This window comes from Bacillus cereus group sp. MG9, assembly GCF_040459995.1.
In the GTDB taxonomy this organism is placed as follows: Bacteria; Bacillota; Bacilli; order Bacillales; family Bacillaceae_G; genus Bacillus_A; species Bacillus_A mycoides.
This window is the reverse complement of record NZ_JARVHC010000001.1, coordinates 4,195,493-4,216,936: the sequence shown is the minus strand read 5'-3', so window position 1 is coordinate 4,216,936 and position 21,444 is coordinate 4,195,493. Positions and strand designations below refer to the sequence as shown.

The following is a 21,444-nucleotide window of genomic DNA, read 5'->3' as shown; positions in this document are numbered from 1 at the left end:
AAACATATTTTCCCTTTTTATCCTAGTGAAAATACAAAATCTCTAATTTTTCTTGTGCATTTTTTTATGATATATACATAGTGAGGAGGGAAACTTGATGAATAGTGTCGAGCTTTTTGCAAATATGATTATGAAAGAAGCTTGTGGGGTGCAAGCATCGGACTTACATATTGTGCCCAGGCAGAAGGATGTGGCGATTCAATTACGTATTGGAAAAGATTTAATTACGAAACGGTGTATTGAAAAGGGATTTGGAGAAAAGCTTGTTTCGCACTTTAAATTTTTAGCATCAATGGATATAGGAGAGAGGAGAAAACCTCAAAATGGTTCGTTGTACTTACAAATTGATGGACAAGAAGTGTATTTACGCCTTTCAACACTTCCAACAGTATATCAAGAAAGTCTCGTTATTCGCCTCCATTTACAAGCATCTGCTCAGCCGTTGTCTCACCTTTCGTTATTTCCAAGTTCAACGGAAAAATTACTCTCTTTTTTAAAGCATTCGCATGGGTTACTCGTATTTACTGGGCCGACTGGTTCTGGAAAAACAACAACAATGTATGCGTTATTAGAAGTAGCTAGAAAATGGCAAACACGTCGCATCATTACACTAGAAGATCCAGTTGAGCAAAGAAAAGACGGTTTATTACAAATTCAAATAAATGAAAAAGCTGGTATCACATATAAAACAGGATTAAAGGCTATTTTGCGTCATGATCCAGATATTATTTTAGTTGGCGAAATTCGTGATGAAGAAACAGCAAAAGTAGCTGTAAGGGCCAGTTTGACGGGACATTTAGTAATGACAACCTTGCATACAAATGATGCGAAAGGAGCGATACTACGATTTATGGATTATGGTATTACAAGGCAAGAAATTGAACAATCATTATTAGCAGTAGCTGCTCAGCGGCTCGTCGAATTAAAATGTCCATTTTGCAGAGGGAAGTGTGCAACTTTATGTAAATCAATGAGGAAAGTGAGACAGGCAAGCATTTATGAACTGTTATATGGATATGAATTAAAACAAGCGATTAAAGAAGCAAGTGGAGAACATGTTACGTATCACTATAAAACGTTGGAATCGTCGGTTCGAAAAGGGTATGCTTTAGGCTTTTTAGAAGAAGATGTATATGTTTAAGAGAAAATGGAGTTTAAGTGATCAAGCATTATTATGTAAAAGATTAAGTGATTTATTAGAGAAAGGTTACTCACTTTTGCAGGCGTTAGAATTTTTGCAGTTGCAACTACCATTAGGGAAGAAATTACAGTTACAGCGTATGATCGAGGGATTGAAAAATGGACAAAGTTTGCACGCTTCTTTTCACCAATTAATGTTTCACTCTGAGATGTTAAGTTATTTGTTTTATGCAGAGCGACATGGTGACATTTCTTTTGCTTTGCAACAAGGGAGCGTACTTCTTTACAAGAAAGATAAATATAGGAAAGATATGATGAAAGTAATGCGATATCCTATGTTTTTATCATTTTTTTTAATGATTATGCTTTCTGTTTTTAACCTCATTTTATTGCCTCAGTTTGAAATGATGTATAGTTCTTTACGTTCTACAGCACCACCACTTACGGAGCAAATTTTAGTTGCAATTAAATTATTACCCTACTTCATTTATATGATTGTTCTTATCGTTATAACGGGATTTAGTTTATATATATTTTATTTCCGAAAACTTCCGCCTACTCAAAAGGTAAAGATTATGATCCGTATTCCCCTTATGAAAACATTTCTTATTTTAAATCATTCGCATTATTTTTCCACTCAATTAAGTGGTTTATTACACGGTGGATTGTCGGTACACGAAGCATTAACAATAATGATGAAGCAAAAGTATCATCCGTTCTTTCAGTATGAAGCAGACCGAATTGAGCGGCAATTAATTGCAGGAGAACCGTTACAATCTATTATTGATAAAAGCGGTTATTACGAAAAAGAACTTTCTTATATCATTACGCATGGACAAGCAAACGGTAATTTAGCAAATGAGCTTGGTGATTACAGTGAGCTCATTATTGAAAAGGTAGAACAAAAAATTAAACGTATGTTATTTGTGATTCAACCCATTTTATTTACATGTCTTGGGGTTATAGTCATTTTGATGTACTTAGCGATGATTATGCCGATGTTTCAAATGATGAATTCTATATAGGGGGCATTTACATGCAGAATGAGGAGGGTTTTACTCTTTTAGAAATGTTATTAGTTATGGTTGTCATAACTGTATTATTACTATTAATTATTCCAAATGTAGTTACACAGCGCTCATCCGTCCAAGGAAAAGGATGTGCAGCCTATGTGAAATCTATAGAAGCACAAATACAAGCATATCACTTGCAACATAATAAGATTCCATCAATAGAGGAACTTGAAACAGGAAAGTATATTACTTCAAAAACTTGCCCGAAAGGTGAACCAATCCATATTTCCGATGATGGTACGGTATCAGCTGGGAAATCGTGAAGCAAAAAGGTTTTACTCTTTTAGAAATGCTACTTGTCTTATTTGCTATTTCTGTACTGAGTGTTGTTACGCATTTTAACGTTACTTCATTACATGAAAAACAAAAAGTTGAGCAGTTTTTGAAACAGTTTTCAAATGATATTTTGTATATGCAGCAGTTGGCGATTAAGCGTCAACAACATTATACGTTACGCTGGTTTAAAGGGAAACAGATGTATTATATTTCGGAATCGGAGACAGACCTTTTAATTGTTAAGAGAGAATATGATAAAGATGTCCAAATGGATTTGCATACCTTTCCAAATCCAATGACATATAATCCGAGCGGGAATATTAATAGGGGTGGTACGATTTTACTTTCCTATCGAGGGTATAAATATGAGATTGTATTTCAGCTTGGAAGAGGGAGATTTACGTATCGTGAAGTGTCAAAAAGGATCAGTAATGGTTGAAATGGTTGTAGCGTTAAGTTTAATAATGATGGCGGCATCGTTATTGCTCCCGCAAACATTATTAATTATGCAAGAAAGAAAAAATATAAAAATGAGCTATAAAGCATTAATATTATTAAAAAAAGAAGCGGCCTTATTTAAGTATGAGAATGAGGAAAAGCGAGTAAAAGAGCAAGTCATAAAAGGAATTGTATATTACACATATTGGAGAGGAGATGAAGTTTGTACGATGTGGAAAGATAGGAGAGGAAAAGCGATGGAGCAATGCCTTTATGCAAAGGAAAAATAAAAAAGAAGCGGGATTTACATTAATAGAAATGATTGCATGTTTGTTGCTTTTATCAATGTTCTTTTTACTTTTACCGCGTCTTCATATTATGGGGATAGAAAATACACATTCAAAAGGATTAAATGACTGGGAGTGGGATGTGTTTTTAGGACAAATGCAATTAGAGTTTCGTGAAGTATCAAGTGGGAGGAAGATAGAGCTAGAAAACGGTGGGAATATTTTACGCTTCCAACTTCGTAATGGTGATCAGGTGACGTATGAAAAGTTGAATAGTAATTTAATAAGAAAAGTAAATATGCGCGGAAGGGAATTTATATTACAAAGGATTGAAGCGATTTCGTATAAATTAACACCTCATTTCTTATATATATATGTGAAAGATATAAGTGGTGAAATATATGAAGGCGTGGCTGTGCGCTATAGTGAAATTGAGATAGAAACATGAGAAAACAAAATGGATTTGTAATGCCAGGAACAATTATTTTTCTTATTTTATTCATTTCATTTTTGATGTACGAAACGAATATGTTACTTTCGGATAAAAAATTTTATTCTGAAATAGAACAAAGTTTTTTCATGGAGGAACTTGTTGATCGAGCTATTTCAGATATAAAAAGAGACTTACAGCAAAAAGAAAAAGAGGATGTTTTTTTATTTCAGTATGAAAGAGGAGAAGTGAGTGGAAAGTACGTCTTTGAAAATGATGTTATTATCATTTCGTTGCAATGTGTTACAAAACAGAGAGTTTTCTATACAGTGAGCTTTCACTATAGGAAAAAGGATAATAAAATATTTGATTGGGTAGAAGGATAATATGTAAAATATATGGAGAAGAACCATGAGTTTCTATTGTGGAGGGAGTCAATTTCTTTGAGGAAAGGGATAAGAACGATGTTCAAAAGTTTAAATTTTCTCAAAAAAGAGAAAGGTAGAAAGAATATGATATATTCATGCTATCCAATCATTTTTTCTAGGGAGATAAGAAAATGACAAATAACAATCAAATAGGTGAAAGTAAGGAACAAACTATTTTTGATCATAAAGGAAATACGATTATGACAGAGGATAGGGAAATACAAATTATTTCAAAATTCGAAGAACCTCTTATTGTTGTATTAGCAAATGTATTAAGTGATGAAGAGTGTGTTGAATTGATTGAATTGTCTAAAAGTAATATGAAACGTTCTAAAGTTGGTTCATCACGTGATGTAAATGATATTCGAACGAGTAGTGGTGCATTTTTGGAAGAGAATGAACTTACTTCGAAGATTGAAAAACGAATTTCATCTATCACGAATGTTCCTGTAGCGCATGGAGAAGGATTGCACATTTTAAATTATGAAGTGGATCAAGAATATAAAGCGCACTATGATTATTTTGCAGAACATAGCAGGTCAGCTGCTAATAATCGTATAAGTACTCTTGTGATGTACTTAAATGATGTAGAAGAAGGCGGGGAAACATTCTTTCCGAAATTAAATCTTTCTGTACACCCTAGAAAGGGAATGGCAGTATACTTTGAGTATTTTTATCAAGATCAATTACTAAATGAGCTTACGTTACATGGAGGAGCACCTGTAACGAAAGGTGAGAAATGGATTGCAACGCAGTGGGTGAGAAGAGGTACTTATAAGTAAAAGTGAGCCAGCTTGTTTGATTACGAGAAAATAGTGAGTATGTTACGTTTTGTTCTTCATAGCATAAGAAGAACAAAACGTTTTTTTATTAAATAAAGTAACATCTTTCGTTATAATAACAAATAATAACGGATGATTGAGAGGAACGAAAATGAAATCTATATACATAACTGGCTATATGGGAGCCGGGAAAACAACAATTGGAAAAGTGTTAAGTAAAGAACTTCATATGGATGTTGTAGATACAGACCAAAAAATTGAAGAGAAGCAAGAGAAGGCAATTCGTGATATTTTTGCCGAAGAAGGCGAAATGGCTTTTCGGGAATATGAAAGTGAAATGTTACGTTCACTACCGGTTCAGAATGTAATTATTACAACGGGTGGAGGGATTATTGAACGAGCGGAAAATCGAAAGTGGATGAAGGAAAATGGAACTGTTGTGTATTTATATTGCGATCCACATGTAATTGCAGAAAGGCTTCGTGAAGATACGACACGTCCACTATTTCAGAAGAAAGATATAGATGCATTTATAACGAAATTTGAATCGCGCCGAGCTTATTATGAAGAGGCTGATATTCATATCGATACGACAAATAAGTCGGTAAAGCAAATCATGAATGAATTAAAGCAAAAGATTAATGAATAAAAAAGTGGACATACTAATCAAGTAGAGGTGATGATAATATGTCTACTAATGATTATGTACGCTTTGTGACACAGCAATTTGTGTCATATATGGATGCTCCAAAAGAGGATCGAAAACAACAGAAACAACAACGTCGTGCGGAGAAAGAGCCATTCTTAAATAAATGGTTTGGTGTTATGCCACTGAGCGCTGCTTTGTTTTATCGAAATGTAAAAAATAAAAGAAAAAAATCAAGCTAACTTTTTCGTAATATGTCTGGCAAAATAAAGATCCCCTAGTGCAACAAGCTGCTAGGGGATCTTTATTTATTGTTGCACAGATTCTTTTTCTTCAGTAACCGCATGTATCTTATTATTTACCCATACAAACCCTATTCCGATGCAAATAGAAATACCCCAGCCAACAGCGGTCATAATAGCTCTCATTTCACCATATCCATCTACACCGAAAACAGAGATGAAATAGATTTTCAAGAAGCTTTTTAATATAAATTGAAGGCCGAAAAATAGTGTTAAATATTGCAGTGCTGGATATATACGACTATCACGATAAAGCTCACGACTTTTATCACGATCATGACCTTGCAGTGCTGAAATATCCGCTGCGAAATATAACATAAGTGGTTTTTTTATAAAGATTGTACATATAACGATGCAGCCAAGTACGATATGATAATATGCATCATTCCATAGCATTCGTTCCGCTGATCGAGATATTAAGTCTACCGTTGTATTAGAAATGAGTGTAATTAAAATAAAGAACCCTGTAACGTTAAACTGTTTTTCTTTTTTAAAGGTATACAGTGTATAAATAATCCCCGGAACAGAGGAAATTAACATTGCGTAATAAGGATCGATATAAGGTTTTGCAAATTTCCAAATGAGGAATGGGAATACGAGATAAAAGACAAGATCTAATATAGCTTTTTTATTTTGATTCATACAAATCCTCCTTAAGTCATACATATATTTTATAATATAATTTCTGAAAATTGTATAAGGTTTAATAAAAAAAAGAAAAGTAGATGATTAGTAGATTAAAAAAATTGTCCCTAGCGTAGTAAGTTTTTTTAGTATATAATAAAGGAAACGCTTTCATTTTTTGATTTGTTCACAAAATGGATGGAAAATCACATATTTACTATTGATATGTTACTTTATAATGAAACTAATTAAATATACATGCATACAATATTGTGAAATAAATAACATAAATAATCTATATAAATGTAAACGTTATCAAAAGAGAGGTGGAGACAATGAGTAAATTTTTCTTCAATCATAATCCAGCAACATTAGAGGATGGAAGACTGGTTAAGTATGCTGAAATTATTTATGGAGAAGGTGGCCGTTCTGTATTAGAAAATTTAATGGTGAAGGCATCTATCAGATTACGTGATCGTTATCCGAATAAATCTGACGAACAGATCTCGAACCTCGTAAATCAAGGCATCCATGATATGTTTCAAAAATACGTGAATGAGTAAGAGCAGCTACTGGCTGCTCTTATTTTTTTGTATAAGGATTGTGCCTCTAGCTGAAAATAAAGATGCATTTTGAAACATGCAAAAAGGAGGCGAAAAAGATGAGTAATGGAATTGGTCGTTCAAAAGAGAATCTTCCAACTGATGCAAACCATGTAAGTGCAAAGGATCGTGCATATCAGAAACGTATGACAGAGAAAAAACAGCAAGAGCGTAATGAAGATAGAGAATAGGCTGGGAACATATCTTAAAAGAAGCTCCTTCAATCTGAAGGAGCTTTCTTTAAGATAGAAAATGATTTGCGGTAACATAAAAGAGACCACCGTTTATAATTTGTATTGTAATGCGTGGCTCGTATTGTTCTTGTAATGCTTGCTTTTCAATTTCATAGCTTTCTGGAAGTTCATCGCTATCTTCGTAAAATCGATTTAAAAGGTCTAAATCGTGATTCCAACGCACTCTCGCTTCTTTTGCCCACGTGTGGTCATCTTCAGCGATTATACTTTTTAAAGCATCCTCTATACGTTGTAAGCCACTTTGTGGCTTAATGATAGGTGAGAGGGTAAAACAAAAGTCAGGTATTTTCGGTGTGAGTTTGATCTCTGCTAAAGTGTCGTGAAAGTTTGCAATCATTGTCCCGGAAATAAGATGAATACCGATGGAATGAAGTATGTCTTTTTTTCGGTCGCATTGATAAGATACTTTTATATTTACACCAAGCCAAGGATGAAGGGGGGTATGAGTTGCCCCGCTATGTTTCACTTCCTCATATAAACGTATGTATGAACCTAGTTCTTTTGTTGTTTCAAATATTTGATGCAAACGGGGTGAACCGTAATGAATAAGTTCACCTTCGTTTTCTTCGTTTTCCGGATTTGTAATAAGAGTAAGGCGCATCGGGTTCGGAACGCCTCCTGTTTTTTCAAGATAGTGCCAATAGAAAGGGCGGTTCATTAATAATTTATCCATTTCAATTGTTAACTGCACGTCTAATAGGTGAGGGGAACGTTCTAAAATTTCGCAGTTATTCGCCTCAAAAAAGTTATATAAGTAATTATGAATTTCATTTTGCTGCATAGTCCTGCACCTCTGCTTCATTGCGCTTCGCAAAATCGATAATAGATGTTAAATTTTCCATCTTGATTCGAATTTCACCTTCGCTTTTTGACTGCGCGAAAATTTCTTGAATATGCGCATCAATATTTTTCATGTTGATTCTCGTTAAAATTTCATCGAGTTCACCGATTACACGTTCAAATAAATTAATTTTTTCATATAGTAGTTTTAAAATGTGCTCTTCAACAGTGTGCTTTGTTGCTAAGTTATAAATGTGGACATCATTTTTTTGTCCAAGACGGTGAATACGTCCAATCCTTTGCTCGAGTCGCATTGGATTCCACGGTAAGTCGTAATTTATCATATGGCTACAAAATTGTAAGTTAATTCCTTCACCACCAGCTTCGGTCGCAATTAATACTTGGGCATGATTTTGGAAAAGCTCCTTCATCCAATCTTTCTTCCCGCGCTTAAATCCACCGCGAAATGGAACAGAGGAAATGCCATGTTGTTGTAAGAACCATTGTAAATACATTTGTGAAGCTCTATATTCAGTGAAGATAATGACTTTATCGTCAACTTCTTTTATAAGCTCTAGTGCTTTATTTGCTTTGGAGTTGAACGGAATATGATTAATTTTGTCCATCAGCACATCAATATGTGGGTCCTTTATGTAGTGCTCATTTTCTTTCTGTCTTTTTTCTACATGTTTTTTTAATGAATAGTAAACAGCTTCACGACTACTACATGCTTCCCGTTTTAAAGTTAAGGATGAGAAAGCAGATGTGACGGCATCTTGTCCACGCCAATTTTCAATTTCATTATACAAAGCTTGTTCTTCTTCATTGAATTCAACGAAGATTGTTCGTACATGCCTCTTCGGCCAATCAATGCCAGTGTTATTGCGTCTATTTCGAACCATTACTTTATTGATAAGAGCTTTTAAATCTTCATCGGATTCAGTGGAACGATTTTTGGAAGCGTAATATTCTTCAAAATTAGATTGATTGCCTAAATGACCTGGTTTTAATAAAGAAACGAGGTTGAAGATTTCATCGATTTTATTTTGAACAGGAGTTGCAGTTAGTAATAAACAAAACTTCTTTTTTAATCGCTGTGCAAATTCATAGTTTTTTGTTTTATTATTTTTTAGTTTATGTGCTTCATCGATAATAATAAGGTCATACTCTAGGTTTAAAACGATATCGCGATGCGGTGAACGTTTCGCAGTATCGATTGATGAAACGATGACATCAGCTTGTTCCCAAGAATAACTTTTCTTTTGAGCGACCGCAGGAATAAAAAATTTTGTGTTTAGTTCATACGCCCACTGAGATACGAGAGAAGCTGGAACGAGAATGAGTACCTTTTTTACAAGTCCTCGAACCATATATTCTTTCAAAATAAGTCCAGCTTCAATCGTTTTTCCAAGTCCAACTTCATCTGCTAGAATCGCTTTACCATTCATTTGTTCAATGACATTTTGAGCGACCTCTAATTGATGTGGAAGCGGCGTGAAATGTGATAAATGTTTCGGTGCTTGCAATCCATCAAAAGTAGGGACGAGTAACGATTTCTCTGTTTTATAAGCTAAATGATATAAATCCCAATTTGTCCAAGGACCATCTTCATCAATTCTTTTTAAAAAATTATTTTGCCACGTTCGATCTACGGAAATATCGACATTCATTAAGACTCTCCCACCTTTTATAAACTAAAGTGATTATTAAAAAAATCTTTATTATAAGCCTTGTAATAAGGCGCTATCACAATTACTAAAAGTTAAAGAATAGACAACGATAAAGGTCTAAATCTTAAAAGTTGTATTTAATAGGATTAAGAATAAAAAATTCTAAATTATTTTTTATGCTAGAATATTGATGAAATATAGCGAATAATGTTAGGATAATGGTGTGAAATGTGTGGAATCTTTCGTATTTTATCCAAGAAAGTAACTTTTTATTTACGCTTTCATAAAAAAATATACTGAGATTCCGTATAACCTTATCTTTTCAGAATGAAAATGTTTAGATATGGGAAGCAACTTTTATTGATTTGTCAGAGCATAAGGGGGAAAGAGCATGATTACATTACAACGTACACCGTTATTTGATGTATACGCGAAGTATGGTGGGAAAACAGTCGACTTCGGTGGTTGGGAATTACCAGTTCAATTTTCAAGCATTAAAGAGGAACATGAAGCTGTACGTACAGGAGCAGGTTTGTTCGATGTATCTCATATGGGAGAAGTAGAGGTAAAAGGTGTAGATAGTTTAGCATTTTTACAACGTGTTGTTACAAATGACGTATCTACCTTAAAGGTAGGGGGCGCACAATATACAGCTATGTGCTATGAAAATGGTGGCACAGTAGATGATTTATTAATCTACAAACGTGGTGAAGAAGACTATTTATTAGTAATCAATGCATCAAATATCGAGAAAGATTACGAATGGTTAGCTAGCCATGTAATTGGCGATGCGAAAGTAGTCAATGTTTCTAGTGAAGTTGCGCAGCTTGCAATTCAAGGACCAAAAGCAGAAGGCATTTTACAAAAAGTTGTGTCAGAAGATTTGAAAGAAATTAAGTTCTTTAAATTTAAAAATAATATTCTTGTAGATGGAATTCCTGCACTTGTATCTCGTACAGGTTACACAGGTGAAGATGGATTCGAAATTTACTGTAAGAGTGAAGATGCAGCAAAACTTTGGGAGAAACTTCTTGAAGTGGGAGCAGAAGAGGGCTTAAAACCATGTGGCTTAGGTGCTCGTGATACACTTCGCTTCGAAGCAACACTTCCGTTATACGGACAAGAGTTATCAAAAGATATTACACCGATTGAAGCGGGAATTGGCTTTGCGGTAAAACCAAATAAAGAAGCAGATTTCTTTGGAAAAGAAACGTTAAAAGAGCAAAAAGAAAACGGTGCATCTCGTAAATTAGTCGGCATCGAAGTAATCGAACGCGGTATTCCTCGTACGCATTACCCTGTATTTATAGGAGAAGAAAAAATCGGGGAAGTAACGAGTGGTACACAATCTCCAACGTTAAAGAAAAGCATTGGTTTAGCACTAATTGATGTAAAATACGCAGCAGTTGATACAGAAGTAGAAATTGAAATTCGTAATAAACGCGTCAAAGCAGTAGTTGTTCCAACACCATTTTATAAACGTTCAAAGTAACGGGGAGAGGGGTAGATTTCATGTTGCATCGTTATCTTCCAATGACAGAAGAAGACAAAAAAGAAATGTTACAAACAATCGGCGTTCAAACGATTGATGAGTTATTCTCTGATATTCCAGAGAGTGTTCGTTTTAAAGGGGATTTAAAAATTAAAGAAGCAAAATCAGAGCCAGAGCTTTTAAAAGAGCTATCTCAAATGGCTAGCAAAAATGCGAACTTAAAAGAATATGCTTCTTTCTTAGGAGCAGGTGTATACGATCATTACGCTCCAGTAATTGTTGATCATGTTATTTCTCGTTCAGAGTTTTATACAGCTTACACACCATACCAACCAGAAATTTCACAAGGGGAATTACAAGCAATTTTTGAATTCCAAACAATGATTTGTGAATTAACAGGAATGGATGTAGCAAACTCTTCTATGTATGACGGAGGTACAGCTTTAGCTGAAGCGGCAATGCTAGCAGCTGGTCATACTCGTAAAAAGAAAATTCTTGTATCTAAGGCAGTTCATCCAGAATCAAGAGCAGTACTTGAAACATATGCAAAAGGTCAAAATCTTGAAGTTGTTGAAATTGATCATAAAAACGGTGTAACAGATTTAGAAGTATTACAAAGTGAAGTAGATGATACAGTTGCTTGTGTAATCGTTCAATATCCAAACTTCTTCGGACAAGTGGAAAAGTTAGCTGATATCGAAAAAATCGTTCATCAACAAAAATCATTATTTATCGTTTCTTCAAATCCATTATCATTAGGCGCATTAACACCGCCAGGAAAATTCGGTGCTGATGTTGTAATCGGTGATGCACAACCATTCGGTATCCCAACGCAGTTTGGTGGACCGCACTGTGGTTACTTTGCAACAACGAAAGCATTTATGCGTAAAATTCCAGGACGTCTTGTCGGACAAACTGTAGATTCAGATGGTAAACGTGGATTTGTATTAACGTTACAAGCACGTGAACAGCATATTCGTCGTGATAAAGCGACGTCTAACATTTGTTCAAACCAAGCGTTAAATGCATTAGCAGCTTCTGTTGCAATGACGGCACTTGGCAAACAAGGTGTAAAAGAAATGGCACGTCAAAACATTTCTAAAGCACAATATGCAAAACGTCAATTTGAAGCGAAAGGTTTCACAGTAACGTTCGCTGGTCCATTCTTTAATGAATTTGTTGTAGATTGTAAACGTCCAGTTAAAGAAATAAATGATGTATTAATACAAAAGAATATTATCGGTGGTTACGACCTAGGCCGTGATTATAAAGAGCATGAAGACCATATGCTTGTAGCGGTAACAGAGCTTCGTACAAAAGAGGAAATTGACACACTTGTAAACGAAATGGGGGCTATCCAATGAAGAACCAAGACCAAGCACTTATTTTTGAAGTGACTAAAGAAGGACGCGTAGGATATAGCTTACCCAAATTAGATGTAGAAGAAGTAAAATTAGAAGATGTGTTTGAGAGTGATTATATTCGAGTAGAAGATGCAGAGCTTCCAGAAGTATCTGAACTTGATATTATGCGCCATTACACAGCGCTTTCAAACCGTAACCACGGTGTGGATTCTGGATTCTATCCACTTGGGTCTTGTACGATGAAATATAATCCGAAAATTAATGAAAACGTAGCTCGTTTCGCAGGCTTTGCAAATATTCATCCACTTCAAGATGAAAAAACAGTGCAAGGTGCAATGGAATTAATGTATGACTTACAAGAACATTTAATTGAAATTACAGGTATGGATACTGTTACGTTACAACCAGCAGCTGGTGCACACGGAGAATGGACAGGATTAATGTTGATTCGTGCATATCATGAAGCGAACGGTGACTTTAACCGTACGAAAGTAATTGTTCCTGACTCTGCTCACGGAACAAACCCGGCGTCTGCAACAGTAGCTGGTTTTGAAACAATTACGGTGAAATCAAATGAACATGGTCTTGTTGACTTAGATGATTTAAAACGTGTTGTAAACGAAGAAACAGCAGCACTTATGTTAACAAATCCAAATACATTAGGTCTATTCGAAGAAAATATTTTAGAAATGGCTGAAATCGTCCATAATGCAGGCGGTAAATTATACTATGATGGTGCAAACTTAAATGCGGTATTAAGCCAAGCGCGCCCAGGAGATATGGGATTTGACGTTGTGCATTTAAACCTTCATAAAACATTTACAGGTCCGCATGGCGGCGGTGGTCCAGGTTCTGGTCCAGTAGGTGTGAAAGCTGATTTAATTCCGTACTTACCAAAGCCGATTTTAGAGAAAACGGAAAATGGCTATCACTTTAACTATGATCGTCCAGAAGCAATTGGGCGTGTGAAACCATTCTATGGTAACTTCGGAATTAACGTTCGTGCATACACATATATTCGTTCTATGGGCCCAGATGGCTTGCGTGCAGTAACTGAGTATGCTGTATTAAATGCGAACTATATGATGAGAAGATTAGCACCATTCTATGATCTTCCGTTCGATAGACATTGCAAGCATGAATTCGTATTGTCAGGTCGTCGTCAAAAGAAACTTGGTGTACGTACATTAGATATTGCAAAACGTCTGCTTGATTTCGGTTACCATCCACCAACAATTTACTTCCCATTAAATGTGGAAGAATGTATTATGATTGAGCCAACAGAAACAGAATCAAAAGAAACATTAGATGGTTTCATTGATAAGATGATTCAAATTGCTAAAGAGGTAGAAGAAAATCCAGAAGTTGTACAAGAAGCACCACATACAACAGTAATAAAACGTTTAGATGAAACATTGGCTGCTCGTAAACCAGTTTTACGTTATGAAAAGCTAGCACCTGTACAAGTGTGATTGGAAAAAAAAGAACTCGCTACATGCGGGTTCTTTTTTTTGCAAAATTGGTGTGGCTAGAATGAAAAAAATGTTAAAAATTTATATTTTTTGTTTCATATTGCTGTAAAGATGCGGTTTTATAGGTGATTTTGTTGAAAAAGTCGGTTTGATAAAAGTATTTATTTTTGTTAGAATTTTATTGAAATTAAGAAGATGTGATGAGGTAGAAATTACTCATTTTTATGTATATGTGAAAAAACGAGCAAGACGGGGGTGGAAGCGTGGGATATCGATGTTATAGAATGGTATACCATTTAGAAAATGGAGAAACAATTAAAGATGTAAAAGAATTTTGTTACCGAGACCAAGGGAAAGTGTTAGAAAGAGTAGCGCACCGTGTAATGGATAATAGAGAAGTGACAGCGATTGATAAACAAGGAACAATCATTTCAATAGCGTGTGAGGACATTGTAAAGGTAGAACTTGATTACATAACAGAAAGTTAACCTTGAGTCATATCGAATTATTCGATACAATATACTGTTGAATGGTGAAGAGAGAAGAGAGGAGTTTATCATGGGTAATACACGACACTTTTATATGTTTATTTTAGCGTTTGTTCTTGTTGTGGCGTTAACGATTTATTTAATTGTTGATAGCAGCTGGTACAATACAGTTCATCCAGCATTCCTTCTTTTTATGTATGTAGGAATTGCGGTTGTTAGTTTCGGAATGAGAGACGAAATGTTAGATCGCTTTGAAAAGTGATACATATACGAAAGACCAACAGGAAAATGTTGGTCTTTTTTTCTTGCCAAAAATAGGATGGTGTGTATATACTGTGTATATAAGGTATATACAGTATATACACACTGGAGGAAAACATGAATATTATTATTTCGAATTCTTCCCAAGACCCTATTTATGTGCAAATAAGAAAACAATTAAGCCAGCTTATTTTAAATGGTGGTTTAAAGGGTGGAGACCAATTACCGTCTATTCGTAGCTTAGCGAAGGAATTACAGATTAGTGTAATTACAACGAAGCGTGCGTACGAGGAGCTTGAAAAAGAAGGATATATAGAAACTGTTGCTGGGAAAGGGACTTATGTTTCACGTAAAAATAATGAACTACTAAAAGAACAAAGGCTTCGTTTATTGGAAAGTAAAGTGGAAGAGGTTGTAAATGAAAGTAAAGCGTTGCAGCTTTCACTTGAAGATTTACAGCAGATGATTGCGTGTTTATATGAGGGGGAATAAGGGATGTTAGAGCTAAAAAACGTTTGTAAAAGTTATCAAGATTTTGCAGTGAAAAATGTAAGTTTTACATTACCACGAGGATATATTATGGGATTTGTTGGACCAAATGGAGCCGGGAAAAGTACGACAATCAAAATGATTATGAATTTAATTAGAAAAGATAGCGGCGATATAAAAGTTTTTGGCAAGGACAATAAGAAAGCCGAAAAGGAAATAAAACAAAATATCGGTTTTGTATATGATGAAAATCATTATTACGAAGATTTAACGTGTGAGCAAATGAAACGGATTATTGCACCGTTATATAAAAAGTGGGACGAAAAGCAGTATCAATCGTATATGCAGAGATTACAAGTTCCAACGTATAAAAAGATTAAAGAGTTATCCAAAGGGATGAAAATGAAATTTGCGATTGCAATCGCACTTTCACACCATGCGGAATTCATTATTATGGATGAACCAACAGCAGGATTAGACCCAGTTGTTCGAAGTGAATTACTTGATATGCTGCAAGAAATTGTAATGGAGGATGAAGTATCCGTATTATTTTCCACACACATTACAACAGACTTAGAGCGCATCGCGGATTATATTACGTTCATCAACGATGGAGAAATTATATTTACTGGTGAGAAAGATGAATTAATGGAGAATTACGTAATCGTAAAGGGAAGTAATGATTTATTAGATCAAGAAGGAAAAGAGCTATTTGTTGGATTACGAAAAAATAAGTTTGGTTTCGAAGGTTTAGCGAAGGATAAACAAGCAATTATAGATTGGTTTGGAAATGAGGTCGTACTAGAAAATCCTACATTAGATGATATCATCGTTTACACTGCGAAAGGGAGAGGTGCCTATGCGTCAGCTCATATATAAAGATTTGTTCTTTTTTCGGGTAACGTGGTTAGTGAATTTTGTTATGCCTCTTTTGTTATTTATGTTAGAGCCAAGTGGTGAATTGTTATTTCCGATGAGTTGTTTATTTATAACCCTTTCCTCGGTTATGACGTTAATCTTTATGGATGAAAGGAATAAAAGTGACATTATTATAAATAGTTTACCGGTAAGCCGAAAGGATATCATCATTGCTAGATATATTTCCTGTGCAATATTCATTGTTGGTGGCATACTCTCTACGATGTTAGTTGTTTTTCTTATAAGAGGCATTGTGGTCATTGGTGATATCGGTGCCTATCATCCTAATCTATACATTGAAATTCCATGGTATGAAGTAATAAATGGAGCTGTTTACGCCTTGTTTTTTGTTGTGATACTTTTCCCTAGTTATTACGGTACAAAATCGAAGGTAGTAAGAAGTATAATATCAGCAGCATCAATGGGAGTGGGTGTAATTTTTTGGATGTTTATTAGTGATGGGCTGAATGAAACAGCACCTTCATTCATTGAGTGGATTATGAATCCTATGCATATTGGTGTATTTATAGTTGGATTCATTACATTAGTTAGTATTTACATTGCTTCTATGTTTCTTACAATTAAAATTTATGAAACGCGTGATTTATAGAGAGGAGAATTCAGATGCAACAGTTGATTTTGAAGGAGTTTTTCTTACAGAAGAAGATGTTTCCTTTCTATTTTTTAATACCCATTTTATCTATTTTTAAGAATTCCGTCGAACCAATGGGGATTGCAATAGGATTATTTATAACATGTAGTACGATTATATATATTTCTTTTTATTATGACGAGAAAAGTAAAATAGAAAAAGTATTAGTGAGTTTGCCGATAATGAGAAAAGAGATAGTTATAGCTAAATATATTTCAAGCACATTATTTATTATAGTCGGTTTGAGCATAACTTCTATAGTCGTAATATTAGGAAATATTTTGTTGAACAGAGATATAGTTATTCCTGGATATGCAATATTTTCAGCAATAGTAGCAACTTTGATTTATTGTGTAGTAACGATACCTACTAATTACATTGGAGGATATAAAGCTATTACTGTCTTGAATGTGATTATGATTTTTCCTTTAATGGGTATGATTGGCCTTATGTGCAATATTTTTGGTGATGAAATAATTATGTTAAAAGTACTCCACTCTCAAGAGGCTACACTAGCAATGAGTGTTCTTGGTATCGGAGTGTTAGTAAGTATAGTCATATCAATGTTTCTCTCAATGAAAATGTTTCAGGAGGCAGAGTTATAGAAGGGACATTTTCATATTAGGAGGTGTAATACATGATCAAGCAATTAATTTTAAAAGATTTCATCATTCAATGGAAATTTTTAATTTGGTACATACTCTATCCTATTCTCTTTTATATGGCTTTAACAGATACGGAAAATCTATTCATAATTATGTCTGTAATTATTACAATTGGGGCAACAGTAAAAACATTTGAAGCAGATAGTAAAAATGAGAGTGAAGTTATAGTAAATAGTTTACCAATATTGAGAAAACAAATTGTATTTGCGAAATATATAGTAGCAATTATTATTCTTTTTATAAGCGTAACGGTCGGTTGTTTCACGATGGGAATGAAGAATGGGGTTAACCTATTTGAATTTATTGAAACGACAATGGTTGCTAGTATTAGCTTTATTTTAGTGTATTTAAGTTTTGTTTTACCGATATCGTTTTGGCTAGGGTATAAAAAAACTATTTTTATTACGATAGTAATATTCATGGCGCCGATTGTTATTTTAGAAACTTTGTTTCAAATCAACCTGGAACAAATTCAACTATACAACAGCGTGTTATTCGTTAGTTCAATTTGCATGTTCATAGTATCTATCTTCGTTTCAGTGAAATTGTATGAGAAGAGAGAATTTTAAAAGGTGCCTTATATAAGGCACCTTATTCAATAACGACAATATGAAAGTAAGAGTTTATAAACAGAGAGGCTGTTTGGTACAACATCTTTTGGAGTATGTAATATAAAGCTGAAAACGATAACGAGAATGAGAAAGAGGAAAAATAAAAACAGGATCTGCTTATGTATAGAATTTTGCATATAACCCACTCCTTTTTTAGGTAGTATGTCCAAAAGAAAGAAGGATATGAAAAATTTTAGGAGGGAGAATGATGAACAAAAGAAAGTGGTTATATAGAATTGGGGTACTTTTATTTTCAATCGGTCTCATATTAGCAAATTTTTACTCAGATATACCATCGCCATTTCCTAATTTGTATAAAGGGATTGGTATGAGTGTTGTCATAGCTGGTCTGCTTTGTCTGATCGCATCAAATTTCTATAGAAAATCAGAATGAATATAAAGTGAAACTTTAATCAGTGGGGGTCTTACTGCCCGTTAATGCGGGATAAAAAAGGACAGTTACTTCTTTTCAGAAGAACTGTCCTTTTTAAATAACTTGTTCCATAGCTTGGCGATACTCCATATAATCACGATTGTAATGGAGGCAATAATTGACCAAGCGATAGATGCAATTTCAAGTGCCATGTTAGGAAGGAATGTAAGAATGGATAATACTTTATGAAACAGCCATTCTATTATATGAAAACTTATTTGTAATAGAATGACGATCCCGAGTGTAATCCATGCTAACATTTGTTTTCCTTTTTCTTTCCACATGACATTCACCTCACGTTAGCCTAATAATTTTAAGCCAACAGCGCCGCACAGAATGCAGCTTAAGAAGGCAAGGCGACGCCAATCCGCTGACTCGCGGAAAATAAGAATACCGAGAAGTGCACTTCCGGCAGTTCCGATTCCAGTCCAAATTGCGTAAGCAGTTCCCATCGGTAATGTATTCATTGCAAGAGATAAGAAGAAGAAACTTACGCCAAAGTTAGCGATTAAAATAACTTTTGGTGCCCAGCCTTTCTTTTCAGTGGCTACTTTCATAAAGAGTACACCAACAATTTCACAAATACCAGCTAGAATTAAAAATACCCAAGCCATTTTATGCGGCCTCCTTCGCTTCTTTTTCTTCTGTTACTCGTTTTAAACCGATTACTCCGAAGAAGATTAAACCGATTAATAATACTTTTACGATAGAGAAAGGTTCTCCGAAGATGAAAATCTCTGTAAGAACGATTCCACCAGCTCCAATTCCTGTAAAGACTGCGTATACAGTGCCGACAGGTAAATCTTTATATGCTCTAAATAATAAGACGAAACTAATTGTAATTAATAGAGCAACACCAGCCCACTCAAGTGGTGCCTCCGCTTTTTTAAGTCCAATAACCCAAAAGATTTCAATAATACCAGCTATGATTACATAAATCCATGCCATATGTCATTTCTCCTTCCTACCAGTCGTTAGGTAAAGGGCTTAAAAACGACGCATTGCAAAGGAGCAATCCGTCAGTTTGAAAGTCCGCGCCAAAATACTTTCCAAGAAGCTTCTAAACGTGTCTCAAAACGATTTAAACCTGCGTATAGTAGTTCAACCATAAGACCGTCAAGTAAGCATAAAAAAGCCTCCAAAGCGTCTTTTACTTCAATGTTATGCAGTTCATCTTGTTCGCTTGCTCTTTTAAACACAGGGAATAAAAGTTTTCCGACATTTTCAATGTGTACATTCGCTTTATCAATAATTTGTTCGCGAAATGCATCCGGCGGAAAATAAGAAGTTCGTAACCAAAACATTGATTCTTCACTTTCACCAAATCGTTTTGCATAACCTTTTAACAGATTTACTAGCAATTCTTCAGTAGACGATTTTGAAAAACTTTCGATATCGTCAGTGAAGCTTTGTAAATCTTTTTGAAGAGCGGATTCTAAGCATGTAAAATATAGCTCTTCTTTTCCTTTAAAGTGTGCGTAAATCGATGGTTTTTTAATCCCAACTTCTTGAGCAATATTTGCTAATGAAGTTCCTTCGTAGCCGTAGCGTGCGAAATGAGAAAGTGCTACAGCTTTAATGCGGTTTGCTGTCATTTTCATCCCCTACCTACCGTTCGTTAGGTTCATTATATGAGATAAAAAATATAAAGTCAATAGGTGAAGAACTGAAAAAAGAGTGCTATGGTTGGCACTCTTTTCTAGACTGTTTTTCGCTCAATTAAATGGAATGAAAGTTCTTCTGAGTTTCCAATAATGTGTTCGTTTTGTATCTGTTTATGAAATAAAGAAAAAGCACGTGATCCCATTGTGAGCCCGGGATGCTCAATAGTTGTAATTTCTAATGCTTTTGAAATTTCATGGTTATCAAATCCCAGTATAGCGAGGTCTTCAGGTATGCGAATGCCATGTTTTTTTGCCTCTGTTAATAAACCAGCAGCTACTTGATCGTTCGCTGTGAAAATAGCGGTTGGACGATTTTTCATGTTTAAAATACGATGAAGTATTTTTGCCCCGTCCTGCATCGTATAACATTGATGGAAAATCCAATCAGGGTGCACTGTTTTTCCTTCGTGACGAAGAGTATCGGCGAAAGCTTTTTCACGCTCGATTGAATTAACACTTGTTTTTCTTGCTAAACAAATGCCGATTTTTTCATGACCTTTACTGAGTAAATAGGAAGTACCAAGGCGGAATCCTTCGTAATGATCTACATAGACAGATGAAATGAGGGGATGGTTCATTTTTTCACATGAAATAATAGGAGCAAATTTTGCGAACGGTTCAATTTGTTCCCATGAACTCGTGCGAGAGCAAATAATCATCCCGTCAAATTGTTTCATTTTCATCATTTCAAGAACGCGAATTTCTTCAATACTATCGTAATTCGTTTGGCATAAATTAATATGATATCCAGCTGCTAACGCTTCGTTTCCGATTCCTTCAATGATCGTGCTAAAGTACGGAAGATTAATAAAAGGTAGCATAACCCCGATTGTATACGTTTTTCCCTTTATTAAATGGATAGCATTTATATTTTTTGCATAGTTCAATTCTTCAACTGCATCTAAAACACGCTTACGCTTTTCTTCTTTTACGTAAGGATGATTATTAAGAACACGAGAAACAGTTGATATAGATACACCAGCAGTTTTTGCAATTTGTTTTATATTGGCCATATGTATCACCTCTTTCCTTAATTATAAGGGGAAAATAATAAGAATGAAAAAAATCTTGACCTGAAAAGCTTTTCACAATCTATGTTATAAGCATGACTTCTGTTGTTCGCGTAACCTTTTTATTTGGGCGTAAGAATAGTGGGGTCTTTTTTGTATGTCTGCAAATAATTTTTGTCAGAATGTGTGAGAA

At 34.7% G+C, this 21,444-nt stretch carries 31 protein-coding genes and 1 pseudogene; 23 read left to right on the top strand and 9 right to left on the bottom strand.

Annotation, left to right across the window (positions count from 1 at the left end; all coding sequences use genetic code 11):
- Positions 1 to 97: 97 nt before the first annotated feature.
- The 10 genes from comGA (at position 98) to QCI77_RS21645 (ending at position 5,742) form a co-directional block, all read left to right on the top strand.
- Positions 98 to 1,141 (top strand): competence type IV pilus ATPase ComGA, encoded by a 1,044-nt coding sequence (gene comGA / locus QCI77_RS21690; RefSeq protein WP_353825465.1) that lies wholly within the window; start codon positions 98 to 100, stop codon positions 1,139 to 1,141.
- Positions 1,128 to 2,165: a competence type IV pilus assembly protein ComGB gene (gene comGB, locus QCI77_RS21685; RefSeq protein WP_016096112.1), complete on the top strand. Its 1,038-nt coding sequence runs from the start codon at positions 1,128 to 1,130 to the stop codon at positions 2,163 to 2,165. Before comGA ends, comGB begins: the two co-directional genes overlap by 14 nt.
- 11 nt (positions 2,166 to 2,176) lie before the next feature.
- On the top strand, positions 2,177 to 2,476 hold the full coding sequence (gene comGC, locus QCI77_RS21680) for a competence type IV pilus major pilin ComGC (RefSeq protein ID WP_002088623.1): 300 nt from the start codon (positions 2,177 to 2,179) through the stop codon (positions 2,474 to 2,476).
- Positions 2,473 to 2,928, top strand: coding sequence for a competence type IV pilus minor pilin ComGD (comGD, locus tag QCI77_RS21675; protein ID WP_002129089.1), 456 nt, complete (start codon positions 2,473 to 2,475; stop codon positions 2,926 to 2,928). Before comGC ends, comGD begins: the two co-directional genes overlap by 4 nt.
- On the top strand, positions 2,921 to 3,217 hold the full coding sequence (locus tag QCI77_RS21670) for a hypothetical protein (RefSeq protein ID WP_016100615.1): 297 nt from the start codon (positions 2,921 to 2,923) through the stop codon (positions 3,215 to 3,217). Before comGD ends, QCI77_RS21670 begins: the two co-directional genes overlap by 8 nt.
- A complete protein-coding gene (gene comGF / locus QCI77_RS21665; protein ID WP_061689623.1) occupies positions 3,201 to 3,662 on the top strand; it encodes a competence type IV pilus minor pilin ComGF in 462 nt (153 codons plus the stop codon). The genes QCI77_RS21670 and comGF overlap by 17 nt, the downstream gene beginning before the upstream one ends.
- Positions 3,659 to 4,030, top strand: a complete 372-nt coding sequence (comGG, locus tag QCI77_RS21660; protein ID WP_033709423.1) for a competence type IV pilus minor pilin ComGG — start codon at positions 3,659 to 3,661, stop codon at positions 4,028 to 4,030. The genes comGF and comGG overlap by 4 nt, the downstream gene beginning before the upstream one ends.
- A 173-nt stretch (positions 4,031 to 4,203) precedes the next feature.
- Positions 4,204 to 4,854 carry a 2OG-Fe(II) oxygenase gene (locus QCI77_RS21655; RefSeq protein WP_215571260.1) on the top strand — a complete coding sequence of 217 codons (651 nt, stop codon included), beginning with the start codon at positions 4,204 to 4,206 and terminating at the stop codon, positions 4,852 to 4,854.
- A 151-nt stretch (positions 4,855 to 5,005) separates the two neighbouring features.
- Complete coding sequence (locus tag QCI77_RS21650; protein ID WP_002129082.1) at positions 5,006 to 5,503, top strand: shikimate kinase; 498 nt, start codon at positions 5,006 to 5,008, stop codon at positions 5,501 to 5,503.
- A gap of 38 nt (positions 5,504 to 5,541) precedes the next feature.
- Entirely contained in the window at positions 5,542 to 5,742 is a 201-nt protein-coding gene (locus tag QCI77_RS21645; protein ID WP_002015009.1) for a YqzE family protein, read from the top strand.
- A 66-nt stretch (positions 5,743 to 5,808) separates the two neighbouring features.
- On the opposite strand, the gene QCI77_RS21640 is transcribed toward QCI77_RS21645, so the two are convergent.
- Complete coding sequence (locus QCI77_RS21640) at positions 5,809 to 6,444, bottom strand: VC0807 family protein (protein WP_353825464.1); 636 nt, start codon at positions 6,442 to 6,444, stop codon at positions 5,809 to 5,811.
- Between the two features lie 128 nt (positions 6,445 to 6,572).
- Positions 6,573 to 6,690: pseudogene (locus QCI77_RS21635) on the bottom strand (GTP pyrophosphokinase).
- A gap of 71 nt (positions 6,691 to 6,761) precedes the next feature.
- Between QCI77_RS21635 and QCI77_RS21630 the strand changes: the two are divergent.
- Both QCI77_RS21630 and QCI77_RS21625 read left to right on the top strand, forming a co-directional pair.
- Positions 6,762 to 6,989 (top strand): hypothetical protein, encoded by a 228-nt coding sequence (locus QCI77_RS21630; RefSeq protein WP_000032698.1) that lies wholly within the window; start codon positions 6,762 to 6,764, stop codon positions 6,987 to 6,989.
- A gap of 98 nt (positions 6,990 to 7,087) precedes the next feature.
- A complete protein-coding gene (locus QCI77_RS21625; RefSeq protein ID WP_002088613.1) occupies positions 7,088 to 7,219 on the top strand; it encodes a hypothetical protein in 132 nt (43 codons plus the stop codon).
- 49 nt (positions 7,220 to 7,268) lie between these two features.
- Here the strand turns inward: QCI77_RS21625 and QCI77_RS21620 are convergent, their stop codons facing one another.
- Together QCI77_RS21620 and QCI77_RS21615 are read right to left on the bottom strand one after the other, a co-directional pair.
- Complete coding sequence (locus QCI77_RS21620) at positions 7,269 to 8,063, bottom strand: YqhG family protein (RefSeq protein ID WP_113769218.1); 795 nt, start codon at positions 8,061 to 8,063, stop codon at positions 7,269 to 7,271.
- The gene (locus QCI77_RS21615) at positions 8,050 to 9,732 is read right to left on the bottom strand and encodes a DEAD/DEAH box helicase (protein WP_002015016.1); all 1,683 of its coding nucleotides are present in this window, start codon (positions 9,730 to 9,732) and stop codon (positions 8,050 to 8,052) included. Before QCI77_RS21615 ends, QCI77_RS21620 begins: the two co-directional genes overlap by 14 nt.
- Before the next feature lie 391 nt (positions 9,733 to 10,123).
- On the opposite strand from QCI77_RS21615, the gene gcvT reads away from it, so the two are divergent.
- The 11 genes from gcvT to QCI77_RS21560 all read left to right on the top strand — a co-directional run bounded on the left by gcvT (position 10,124) and on the right by QCI77_RS21560 (position 18,538).
- Positions 10,124 to 11,224 carry a glycine cleavage system aminomethyltransferase GcvT gene (gene gcvT, locus QCI77_RS21610; protein WP_002034013.1) on the top strand — a complete coding sequence of 367 codons (1,101 nt, stop codon included), beginning with the start codon at positions 10,124 to 10,126 and terminating at the stop codon, positions 11,222 to 11,224.
- A gap of 20 nt (positions 11,225 to 11,244) precedes the next feature.
- Positions 11,245 to 12,588 carry an aminomethyl-transferring glycine dehydrogenase subunit 1 gene (gene gcvPA / locus QCI77_RS21605; protein WP_002034012.1) on the top strand — a complete coding sequence of 448 codons (1,344 nt, stop codon included), beginning with the start codon at positions 11,245 to 11,247 and terminating at the stop codon, positions 12,586 to 12,588.
- Complete coding sequence (gene gcvPB / locus QCI77_RS21600) at positions 12,585 to 14,060, top strand: aminomethyl-transferring glycine dehydrogenase subunit 2 (RefSeq protein ID WP_002122485.1); 1,476 nt, start codon at positions 12,585 to 12,587, stop codon at positions 14,058 to 14,060. Before gcvPA ends, gcvPB begins: the two co-directional genes overlap by 4 nt.
- A 284-nt stretch (positions 14,061 to 14,344) precedes the next feature.
- Positions 14,345 to 14,548: a DUF3929 family protein gene (locus tag QCI77_RS21595; protein WP_000262495.1), complete on the top strand. Its 204-nt coding sequence runs from the start codon at positions 14,345 to 14,347 to the stop codon at positions 14,546 to 14,548.
- A 70-nt stretch (positions 14,549 to 14,618) separates the two neighbouring features.
- On the top strand, positions 14,619 to 14,810 hold the full coding sequence (locus tag QCI77_RS21590; RefSeq protein WP_002088608.1) for a hypothetical protein: 192 nt from the start codon (positions 14,619 to 14,621) through the stop codon (positions 14,808 to 14,810).
- Positions 14,811 to 14,926: 116 nt separating this feature from the next.
- Positions 14,927 to 15,301 (top strand): GntR family transcriptional regulator, encoded by a 375-nt coding sequence (locus tag QCI77_RS21585; RefSeq protein ID WP_002015024.1) that lies wholly within the window; start codon positions 14,927 to 14,929, stop codon positions 15,299 to 15,301.
- A 3-nt stretch (positions 15,302 to 15,304) separates the two neighbouring features.
- The gene (locus tag QCI77_RS21580; protein WP_113769219.1) at positions 15,305 to 16,177 is read left to right on the top strand and encodes an ABC transporter ATP-binding protein; all 873 of its coding nucleotides are present in this window, start codon (positions 15,305 to 15,307) and stop codon (positions 16,175 to 16,177) included.
- On the top strand, positions 16,158 to 16,826 hold the full coding sequence (locus QCI77_RS21575) for an ABC-2 transporter permease (protein WP_113769220.1): 669 nt from the start codon (positions 16,158 to 16,160) through the stop codon (positions 16,824 to 16,826). Before QCI77_RS21580 ends, QCI77_RS21575 begins: the two co-directional genes overlap by 20 nt.
- A 14-nt stretch (positions 16,827 to 16,840) precedes the next feature.
- Positions 16,841 to 17,473 (top strand): ABC-2 transporter permease, encoded by a 633-nt coding sequence (locus QCI77_RS21570; protein ID WP_113769221.1) that lies wholly within the window; start codon positions 16,841 to 16,843, stop codon positions 17,471 to 17,473.
- 32 nt (positions 17,474 to 17,505) lie between these two features.
- Entirely contained in the window at positions 17,506 to 18,102 is a 597-nt protein-coding gene (locus tag QCI77_RS21565; protein WP_060749616.1) for an ABC-2 transporter permease, read from the top strand.
- 250 nt (positions 18,103 to 18,352) lie between these two features.
- The gene (locus tag QCI77_RS21560) at positions 18,353 to 18,538 is read left to right on the top strand and encodes a hypothetical protein (RefSeq protein WP_016100624.1); all 186 of its coding nucleotides are present in this window, start codon (positions 18,353 to 18,355) and stop codon (positions 18,536 to 18,538) included.
- A 65-nt stretch (positions 18,539 to 18,603) separates the two neighbouring features.
- Here QCI77_RS21560 and QCI77_RS21555 read toward each other — a convergent pair whose 3' ends face one another.
- The 5 genes from QCI77_RS21555 to QCI77_RS21535 all read right to left on the bottom strand — a co-directional run bounded on the left by QCI77_RS21555 (position 18,604) and on the right by QCI77_RS21535 (position 21,254).
- Positions 18,604 to 18,861 carry a DUF3975 family protein gene (locus tag QCI77_RS21555; RefSeq protein WP_002034004.1) on the bottom strand — a complete coding sequence of 86 codons (258 nt, stop codon included), beginning with the start codon at positions 18,859 to 18,861 and terminating at the stop codon, positions 18,604 to 18,606.
- Between the two features lie 15 nt (positions 18,862 to 18,876).
- Positions 18,877 to 19,191: a DMT family transporter gene (locus QCI77_RS21550; protein ID WP_002015033.1), complete on the bottom strand. Its 315-nt coding sequence runs from the start codon at positions 19,189 to 19,191 to the stop codon at positions 18,877 to 18,879.
- 1 nt (position 19,192) lies between these two features.
- Positions 19,193 to 19,525: a DMT family transporter gene (locus QCI77_RS21545; RefSeq protein WP_000312339.1), complete on the bottom strand. Its 333-nt coding sequence runs from the start codon at positions 19,523 to 19,525 to the stop codon at positions 19,193 to 19,195.
- A gap of 71 nt (positions 19,526 to 19,596) precedes the next feature.
- On the bottom strand, positions 19,597 to 20,178 hold the full coding sequence (locus QCI77_RS21540; RefSeq protein WP_353825461.1) for a TetR/AcrR family transcriptional regulator: 582 nt from the start codon (positions 20,176 to 20,178) through the stop codon (positions 19,597 to 19,599).
- 98 nt (positions 20,179 to 20,276) lie between these two features.
- Positions 20,277 to 21,254 (bottom strand): LacI family DNA-binding transcriptional regulator, encoded by a 978-nt coding sequence (locus tag QCI77_RS21535; protein WP_002034002.1) that lies wholly within the window; start codon positions 21,252 to 21,254, stop codon positions 20,277 to 20,279.
- Positions 21,255 to 21,444 lie beyond the last annotated feature (190 nt).